Origin of the sequence: Bacillus sp. Bos-x628, from assembly GCF_040500475.1 — a bacterium.
GTDB lineage: Bacteria > Bacillota > Bacilli > Bacillales > Bacillaceae > Bacillus > Bacillus maqinnsis.
Genome location: NZ_CP159358.1, coordinates 1,840,612 through 1,851,324, shown reverse-complemented (window position 1 = coordinate 1,851,324; position 10,713 = coordinate 1,840,612). Strand labels below are relative to the sequence as shown.

Below are 10,713 nucleotides of genomic sequence, written 5' to 3'. Positions count from 1 at the left end.
GTGGCCTATGAGCAAACAGAAAATTCAAAAGGTATATCCTTTAACACCAATGCAAGAGGGTATGCTGTACCATGCCATGTTAGATCCCAATTCCTCCTCGTACTTCACACAGCTTGAGCTGGGGCTAAGTGGAGAATTTGACCCCGTTCTTTTTGAAAAGAGTATAAATGAGCTGATACGGACATATGACATTCTTCGTACAGCTTTCGTATATCAGCAACTACAAAAGCCCCGTCAAATAGTACTTGCTGAGCGTCATGCAGATGTGTATACAGAGGATTTAACGAACTTAAATCATCACCGGCAGCAAAACGTATTAGATCAATATAAGAAGCAAGTGAAGAAGCAAGGATTCCACTTAACCAATGATATTTTGTTTAAAGTCGCTGTTTTTCAGTTGAATGAAACAAGTTGGCATCTGATTTGGAGCAACCATCATATCATCATGGATGGTTGGTCCATGGGTGTCATGATGAAAAAACTGTTTCATTATTATGAGTCCTATCGAAATGGACGTACGCCAGATACATCACAAGGCAAGCCTTTTGCGGACTATATCCAATGGCTTGGAAAGCAAAACAAAAATGAAGCTGAAGTCTATTGGAAGGAACGTTTAGCTGGTGCTGTTCGGCATCAAGAACTTCTGCAACAGCAAGATGCAAACGGAAAATACGATCACAAGGAATGGACGTTCACATGGGATGAACAGATGGTCGAAGCGATTCAAGATTTGGCAAGACACAGTCAGGTGACAACGTCGAACCTTTTCCAAGCCGTGTGGTCGGTTCTTTTAGGCAGATACCATGCTTCTGATGACGTCACATTTGGAACTGTCGTATCGGGAAGACCTCCAAGTATTTCTGGAATCGAGCGCATGGCGGGGCTTTTCATCAATACCATACCTGTCAGGGTGAAATTGGATCAAGAGCAAACCTTCAGAGAGCTATTTCAAGAGGTGCAACAGCATGCGCTTGAAGCGGAAAACTATGATTTTGTGCCGCTTTATGACATTCAGCAAAAAACGGCTGCTGGAGGGCAACTATTCAATCATTTAGTTGGTTTTGAAAATTATCCATTAGATCAGGAGCTGTCAGATGACACGATGTCTGCACGTCTTGGCTTTTCAATTGATGTAAAGGGTGGATTTGAACAAACGAGTTTTGATTTTAACTTGCTTGTCTATCCAGGAAAGACGTGGACACTGAAAATCAAATACAACGCGATGGCTTTCGAAGAGTCTTTAATTGCACATATATCGATGCATCTAACTAGTCTAATGGCACAGGTCATTGATCACCCAGATGTACGTCTTTATGAAGTACCATGTATCACAGAAGATGAAAGACAGCAGATTGAAACTTGGAATCAGACTGATCGAGATTATCCAAAGCACATGTCAATCCCAGAGCTGCTCAAGGAGCGTATAAAGACACACCCTGACCATCTGGCATTAGTCGAAGGAGAGCGCACTTTCACATATCAAGAGCTAGGGCAAGATATTTATTGTTTAGCTGGCCACCTTGTCGAAAAAGGTGTAAAGCCTAAAGATACGGTTGCTGTCTATATGAATCGATCAGCAGATGCCGTCATCGCTATTTTAGCTGTCCTGCATGCAGGCGCTGCTTACGTCCCGATTGACCCAGCGCAACCTAAAGAAAGAATTAAGTGGATGCTTGAAGATAGCGACGTTTCACTCTTGTTACATGCTGACGGAAAGCCGCCAATTCATGAGAGGATACAGACTGTCAATGTGTTACATGTACCTAAGGGGAAACAAACGCTATCAACTGTCAAAATATCTCCTTCTCATCTGGCCTATATCATGTACACGTCAGGATCTACTGGACGACCAAAAGGGGTCCAAATTGAGCATCAGCATATTGTGAGATTAGCGCTCTCTCAGGAGAAAATCGGTTTAAAAACATCGGATCGTATGGCTCATACAGGGGCAGTGAGCTTCGATGCCATCACATTTGAGATATTCACAACTTTGTTAAATGGAGCAACACTTTATCCAATCAGCCGAGACACGTTACTCGATATGAATCGATTTGAACAATTGATCAAAACGCATGAGCTGACAGCACTATTTTTAACGACAGGATTATTCAATCAGCTTGGTTTACAGCGGCCAGAAATGTTTACAGGATTAAAGAAGATGATCACTGGTGGGGATGTGATCAATCCTAAAAGTGCAGAGCTCGTGAAAAAAGCCAACCCTGAGCTCATGTTACTGAATGCGTATGGTCCGACAGAAAATACAACCATCTCAACGATTTACGAAGTAAGAGGAGATGAAACCGGCGCCATCCCAATTGGTCAGCCGATCAATCATTCTTCAGCCTATATTTTAGATGAATTTCAGCGGCTTCAGCCAATTGGAGCACCAGGGGAACTTTATGTTGGTGGCGATGGCGTATCAAGAGGATATCTCAATCAGCCTGATTTAACAAATCAAGCATTCATGGAGAATCCCTTTAGAGCTGGAGGGCGCTTGTATCGAACAGGTGATTTGGCTAGATATGGAGTAGATGGGCAGATTGAATTCCTTGGACGGGCGGATGACCAAGTGAAAATTCGCGGTTTCCGTATCGAACTTGGTGAAATTGAAGCAGTCCTTCAACAAGTGAAAGAGATTGACGATACTGTTGTTCTCATACGTGAGTCTTCCTCTCACGAAAAGGAAATGACCATTTACTATACAGGGGCTATGACCGAAGAAGCGGTTCGTAGTTTATTAAATAGAGATTTACCAGCTTATATGATACCGCATCATGTCATGCAGCTAGACGCTTTTCCTCTTACTACAAACGGAAAGGTAGATAAAAAAGCATTACCTAAGCCGGATGTAGCGCAGCGTGAGCAATTGGAGACAAGCCTGCCTAAAACCGAAACAGAAAAAGCACTTGCTGATATTTGGGGAGAATTACTTGGTAAAAACATTGGGGTAGAGGAGCATTTCTTCAAGGCTGGTGGACATTCACTCAAAGCGATGATGATGTCAGCGAAGATTCAAGAAGTGTTTCAAAAGGAAGTCCCGATTCAAATCATATTTAAGCAGCCAACAATTCGCTCACTTGCGGCATATATAGATCAGGATGAACAAAAGCAGGAGAATCCAATTTTACCAGCAAAGAAAGCGGAGGACTATCCGGTGTCACCTGCCCAGCGGCGTCTATACATTTTGCAAACACTTGAGCCTGATAGTACCAACTATCATATTCCTATCGTATTAACGCTCGACGGGGCACTTGACAGACAACGGCTTCACTCAGCTTTTCACCAGTTGATCCAAACGCATGAAATTCTTAGAACAAGTTTTCATATGAAAGATGGAGAGATTGTGCAAAGAGTGGAGAAATGCACATCCTTTGACCTTTCAATGATTGAAATAAAGGAAGAGAATGCAGAAGCATATATTACGAGATGTAAAGAACCATTCGATTTGGCAAAAGCGCCACTTTTAAGAGCACAGCTTCTGAAAGTAAGAGAAGATCGTCATCTTCTTGTCCTTGAAGCACATCATCTCATTACGGATGGCACTTCCATGAAGACGTACATTCAAGATTTGGCTAACGCCTATGAGGGGAAAATGCTTGAAAAAAGGACCATTCATTATAAAGACTATGCGGTTTGGCTCTCGAACGCACAAGAAACACAAAGGCAGAAAGAGCATGAAGCCTATTGGCTTAAGCAATTTGATGGAGAATTGCCGGTTCTACAATTGCCAACAGATTACCCGCGCCCAATTGAACGAGATTTCTCTGGGGAACGTGTCATGTTTGGCTGTGATCAAGCAACAACTAAGCGCATTCATGAATTACTTCAGAAAACAGATACCACATTGTATATGTTCCTATTATCTGCTTTCCAAGTGTTGCTTGCGACCTATAGTGGACAAGAGGATGTAATCGTTGGTTCTCCTGTTGCAGGTCGGACGCATCCTGATATACAGGATATGCCGGGTATGTTTATCAACACCATTGCGATGCGCGGAAAACCAGAGCAGGAAAAATCATTTTTACAGTTTCTCGAAGAAATGAAGCAAACGAGTCTAGATGCTTTCTCACATCAAAGCTATCCACTTGAAGAGTTCATTGCACGTTTGCCGCTAGACCGTGATACTAGCCGAAGTCCGCTCTTTAGCGTCTCATTTAATATGCAAAACATGGAGGTTCCAGCTTTAAAGCTAGGTGAGCTTGAAATTTCGCCTTATGCTGTGCAGCATCAATCAGTGAAATTTGATTTGTCTTTAGAGGCATTTGAACGCAAGGGAGAATTAAAGCTGAGCTTTGACTATGCAACGGCACTATTTAAAGAAGAGACCGTCCGCTTACTAGGGAAACATCTTCTTGCTATTATTCGTGAGGCGGTCAGTCAGCCGGATCAGATGCTTGGTTTGTTAAATATACTGGATCATCAAGAGCAAATGGAGCGGTTAGATCAAGGGGAAGGAGAGCAACCGATTATTCATGAGCCATTTCATGTGCAGTTCTCACGCCAAGCAAGGGAAACGCCAGATGCGATTGCGGTCATAGATGATCAAAGGAAGCTGACATATCGTGAACTCGATAACATGTCAAATGCGCTCAGCAGTGAACTGATTCTTCGAGGAGTGAAAAAAGAAAGCGCCGTTGCGCTAATCCTTGATCGTTCGGTTTACCTCGTCGTGTCAATGCTCGGTGTGATGAAGGCAGGAGGCGCATTTGTGCCTATTGATCCAGCATTTCCTGATGAACGTATTCGTTACACATTAGAGGATTGTGGTGCACGAGTGATCGTAACAGATGAGGATTATCTAGACATGTATAAGAATCAACAACACGTTCATGTGGTACATGTAGAAAAAGTGGTACAGCAGCCGCATTCATTGGACAAGCCAGACGTATACGTATCTGTTGATCAACTTGCTTATGTGATTTACACATCGGGTACAACTGGGAAACCAAAGGGTGTGCAGTTAACCCATCGTAATTTGTCACACTACGTCAATTGGTTGACAAAAGAGGTATCACTCCAAGAGTGCGATCGCACTGCACTGCTCTCTTCCTATGCATATGATCTAGGCTACACAAGTATCTTTCCAATGCTAAAAGCAGGCGGTTCACTCTATATTCCTCGTGAGGAAGTCTATACAGATCCTGTGCGGCTGATGCGTTTCATTGATGAGCATCAGCTGACTTATATCAAAATGACACCATCATTGTTTCATATGATGGCAGATTCTAAGAATCATGACTTTGATGCATTGCGGTTGGTTGTACTAGGAGGAGAACCCATCATACTAGAGGACGTTGAGACGTTTATGAAGCATCACCCATGCGTGGCAGTCATGAATCATTATGGGCCGACAGAGACAACTATCGGTACAGTGGCAAAGCTGGTGACACCACATAAGGTAGACGCCTTGAAAGCCCGTCCAGTGATCGGACGCCCAATCGCTCACACAAGAGCACTAGTATTCAATCGCCAACAACGTCTTGTTCCCTATGGAGCACCGGGAGAGCTGTATATATCAGGTGAAGGAGTGTCTAGAGGATATTTGAATCAGCCTGAATTAACAGCAGAGCGCTTTCTTCAAAATCCGTATTTCCCTAAAGAACGGATGTATCGAACTGGTGATTTGGTCAGACAGCATTCAAATGGAGAAATTGAGTTTCTAGGAAGAGTTGATGATCAGGTTAAAATTCGCGGCTATCGAATCGAGAAACAGGAAATCGAGTATGCTGCACGTGCGCTTACGTCCATTCAAGAGGCGTATGTCAAAGTAGTTCAACTGTCTCGTTTGCCAGAATTGGTGCTATATTATACCGCAACTGAACAGATTGGAACGTTGACGTTTAGAGAAAAACTCTCGGAGATATTGCCAGATTACATGATGCCCACCTATTTCGTCAAAGTGAATGAAATTCCGCTCACGAGAAACGGAAAGGTGGATGCAAAAGCTCTGCCGCTGCCACATGAGCTACATATGAGCCGTGCGGAACATACGCATCCAGAAACAGAGCTTGAACACGTCCTTTGTAACATTTGGTCAGATGTTCTGGGGATTGAACATATCGGTGTTTATGATCACTTTTTTGAATTGGGTGGACACTCCCTTAAAGGCATGATGCTGATTTCAAAGATGCAAGCTAAGCTGAATAAGCATGTACCGCTGAAAGTCCTTTTTGAAAAACCAACGATTCGGGCAATGGCCGCATATATAGAGGAAGCAGACCTTTCAACGGTCACAACAATCCAGCCAGCGGAAAGGCAAGATTTCTACCCTGTCTCATCTGCACAAAAACGTATGTATGTCCTTCAACAACTTCATCCAGAAGCTGTCACATACCATATGCCAGCTATCTTCATGATGGAGGGGAATCTTGATGTGAAACAGCTTGAAGAGGCGATTCAAGCTTTAATCGAAAGACATGAATCCCTACGGACAGCTTTTGTGGAAATTGACGGTGTACCTGTCCAAAAGGTATATCGTCGTGTGCCATTTACATTAGAGGTTGTTGAAATAGAAGAAAATCAGGAGCAGACCGTGGTGAAAGAATTTATCACACCTTTCTCTTTACAGCAGGCGCCATTGATGAGAGCGAAAATTGCGAAGCTGTCAGATGAGAAATATGTGTTCATGATGGACATGCACCACATCATTGCAGATGGTGTCACACGCAGTCTGCTCATTCAGGAATTAGCACAACTGTATGAGAAAAAGTCTTTACCGCCAGTCTTACTGCATTACAAAGATTATGCGGTATGGCAACAGGAAGAAAAACAAAAAAAATCACTTGAGAAAGATCGACAGTATTGGTTGAAGCAATATGCACAACCTCCAGAAGACTTGGCGCTGCCACTGGATTTTACACGTCCTGCTGTACAGTCTTTTGAAGGAGATCGTGTTGATAGACAGATATCTGCTCATAAGGCACAGCGAATTAAATCGCTTATGGCTGAAAAAGGCGTGAGTTTGAATATGATAATGCAAACAGCCTTGACCATTTTCCTTCATAAACTAACAGGTCAGACGGACATTGTGATAGGTGCTGTGACGGCTGGACGTACACATGCTGCCCTTGAGCGTATTCCAGGTATGTTTGTAAATACGCTGGCACTTCGCAACAAAGTACAGCTCGAACAAACAGTGGAAGACTTGCTCGAGCAGGTGAAAGATCGTAACCTATCTGCCTATGAGCATCAAGGCTTCCCGTTCGAGGAATTGGTTACTCAATTAGAAATTCCAAAAGATACAGCCCGCAATCCATTGTTTAGTGTCTTGCTGACAACAGATGATCGTGATTTCACATTACCTGAACTCAAGGGATTGAAGCTCTACCAAAAACAGCAGGAAACCCAACACGCAAAATTTGACTTAACGCTCGGTGTATTTGAAGTGCAAGGTCAAATGAATTTGCGTTTTGAGTATGCAACAGCCCTATTTAAAAAGGACACGATTCAACGCTGGAGTCGATACTTTGAACAAATTGTAGACGAAATGATTGCAAAGCCAAATCAATCAATATCCAAGCTGTCTATCTTAACCGAAGAAGAAAAGTGGGAAATGATTGCTGATTGGTCAGGACCTATCCTTGAAGTTCCAGAAGATCAAACCATTCATGCCCTGATTGAACAACAAGCAACCAGTACACCTCATCAAAAGGCGGTGACCTTCTGCCGCGCAAGCTGGACTTATGAGGAACTGAACAGCCGGGCGAATATTCTTGCCGAGAAACTAATCTCCCTTGGCACAAAGCCAGGAGATCGGGTAGGCATTCTCACCCGTCCATCACTTGAGATGTCAGCCGCTTTACTTGGCGTTCTGAAAGCAGGTGCGGTCTTTGTGCCAATGGATGCCGATTACCCTAAACAGCGGATTGCATATATGCTGGAGGACTGCGGGGCAAAGGTGCTTTTGATACAAAAAGACTTGCCGGTTCCACTGCCGTTCACAGGTTGCGTACTTTATTTGGAAGAGGCGTTTGAAGGAGAAGCGCAGGACGTTCACGTCCATGTCAAACCGACCGATCTCGCTTATATCATTTACACATCCGGTACGACTGGAAAGCCGAAAGGTGTCATGATCGAACATCAGTCACTTGTCAATCTCTGTTTCTGGCACAAAAATGCCTTTGAGGTGACGAGTGCAGATCGAACCGCAAAATATGCCGGCTTTGGCTTTGATGCCTCCATTTGGGAGATGTTCCCGACATGGATCGCCGGCGCAGAGCTACACATCATTGATGAAGCCATCCGACTCGATATTGTCAAGCTCAATACGTATTTCAATGAAGAAGGCATCACCATTGCATTCCTGCCGACACAGCTTTGTGAGCAATTTATGACGCTTGAGAACGATTCCTTGCGCTATTTACTCACAGGCGGTGACAAGCTCAAGCAGGTGAAGCCAGTCCGTTACACACTTGTGAATAACTATGGACCAACCGAGAATACCGTTGTGGCGACAAGCGGTATCATTGAACCAAATCAAGGCACGCTTCCTATCGGAACAGCGATTGCTAATACCCGCTTTTACATCATGAGTTCTTTATATGATCTCTCGCCGCCAGGCGTACCTGGAGAGTTGGTCGTTGCGGGGAAAGGACTGGCGAGAGGTTATTGGCATCTCCCGGAGGAAACGGACCAACGATTTGTGGCAGATCCATTTTATCCAGGAGAGCGCATGTACCGAACAGGTGACCTTGTCAAATGGACAGAGGATGGCGAACTGATCTATATCGGCAGGAAAGACCATCAAGTGAAAATTCGCGGATTCCGTATTGAGTTGTCTGAAATTGAAGCCCACCTACTCGCACTTGATTCAGTGAAAGAAGCGGTGGTGACGACCGTTCAAAATGCAGGCGGTCAGACCGCACTTGCCGCATACGTTGTCACAGATGAAGAAACGAGCACCTTGCAAGAAAGCTTAAAACGAACATTACCAGAATATATGATGCCATCATGGATCATGCGTTTAGACCAATTACCGGTAACGGTAAATGGGAAAGTCGATCACAAAGCCTTGCCAGATCCTGATATGGAGGCGAATCAAACGGCATATGAAGCGCCAAGGGACGAATTAGAAACCCTTCTTTGCGACATTTGGGCAGATGTCTTAGGGGTCAATCGAGTAGGCATCCATGATCATTTTTTCTTCCTAGGTGGAGATTCGATCAAAGGAATTCAAATGGCGAGCAGGTTAACACAAAAAGGCTGGAAGCTCGATATGAAACTGTTATTCCAGCACCCGACCATTGCGGAAATCCGCCCATATTTAGAAGAGGCAGATCTGATGACGGCCGATCAATCACCAGTCGAAGGAGAGGTCATCCTTACACCGATTCAACGCTGGTTCTTTGAACGAAAGTTCAGCAACCAGCATCACTGGAATTTATCGATGATGCTTCACGCACCGAATGGGTTTAACCTTAAGATTACGAAACAAATCATGCAAAAATTACTCTCACATCATGATGCGTTGCGAATGGTGTACCGAAACGTTCATGGTGAGATCATGCAGTACAATCAGCGTGAGCTCACAGAACCGATTTCGATCGTTTCTTGCAATGTAGCAAAAGAGCAGGACGTGAAAACGACTATCTCCACATATGCTAATGAGTATCAGCGACAGTTGAACCTCGAAAAAGGACCGTTAATGAAAATCGTATGTTTCCATACGGAAAACGGAGATCATTTACTGATCGTGACACATCATCTCGTCATTGACGGTGTCTCATGCCGCATTTTACTTGAAGATTTTATGTCTCTTTATCAGCAAGCAGAGCAAGGACTAACGCTTGTCCTTCCGCCAAAAACTCATTCCTTCAAAGAATGGGCAGAAGCGGTGGAGCGATACGCACAGTCACACACATTAAAAAGCCAAAGCGAGTACTGGGCAGAGATTGAAAGAAAACCATTTGCGGTTCTACCTGTTGATTATCAAGTGAAAGAAAGGACGGTTGCTGAATCCAGTGCCGTGCAAATTCAACTGACAGAACTTGAAACCGAGCATCTTTTAACAGATGTTCACCATCCGTATACGACGGAAATGAACGACATTCTTCTATGTGCACTTGATCTTGCGGTCGGAGAATGGTCAGGTCTTTCGCATGTACATGTCCAGCTTGAAGGTCATGGGAGAGAGGATATTTTATCAGGCTTAGATGTATCCCGAACGGTTGGATGGTTTACGAGCATGTATCCTGTCGTATTAAAGACAAAGCCTGATCAGGAGATAGCAGATGCCATCAAAACCACAAAAGAAATGCTAAGGCGTGTACCAAATAAAGGAATTGGCTACGGTATCTTAAGGTACCTGACAGCGTGCCTCCCGTCAGAAGAACGAGTGAATCCAGAGATCAGTTTTAATTACCTTGGTCAAATTGATCAAGAAGTCCGTACGGAACTGTTCGGTCCGTCAATATATGATATGGGCCGTCAAGCAAGTCCTGAATCTGAAGCTATTTACAAGCTAAACTTGAGTGGTCTTGTCAAAAACAATCAATTCATTCTTTCGTGCTCTTATTGCAAAGGTGAATATGAAGAACAGACGATTCAGCAGTTGATGAATTTGTTAAAGGAAAAACTCACTGCGATCATAGCACATTGCTTAGCTCGTCATGAGCGAGAATTCACGCCGAGTGACTTCTCCGCAACGGATCTTGAAATGGAAGAAATAGATGATATTTTTGACATGCTTGAGGAGAAATTGACATAACACCAGTT

The 10,713-nt window shown here is 43.9% G+C and carries 1 protein-coding gene; it reads left to right on the top strand.

The features are described from left to right. Positions 1-7: 7 nt before the first annotated feature. Complete coding sequence (locus ABVJ71_RS09585) at positions 8-10,705, top strand: amino acid adenylation domain-containing protein (RefSeq protein ID WP_353853828.1); 10,698 nt, start codon at positions 8-10, stop codon at positions 10,703-10,705. The last annotated feature ends 8 nt before the right edge of the window (positions 10,706-10,713 follow it).

Excerpts from the sequence above, each read along its gene's own strand:
- ABVJ71_RS09585 (WP_353853828.1), top strand. The coding sequence starts at position 8 with ATGAGCAAACAGAAAATTCAAAAGGTATATCCTTTAACACCAATGCAA.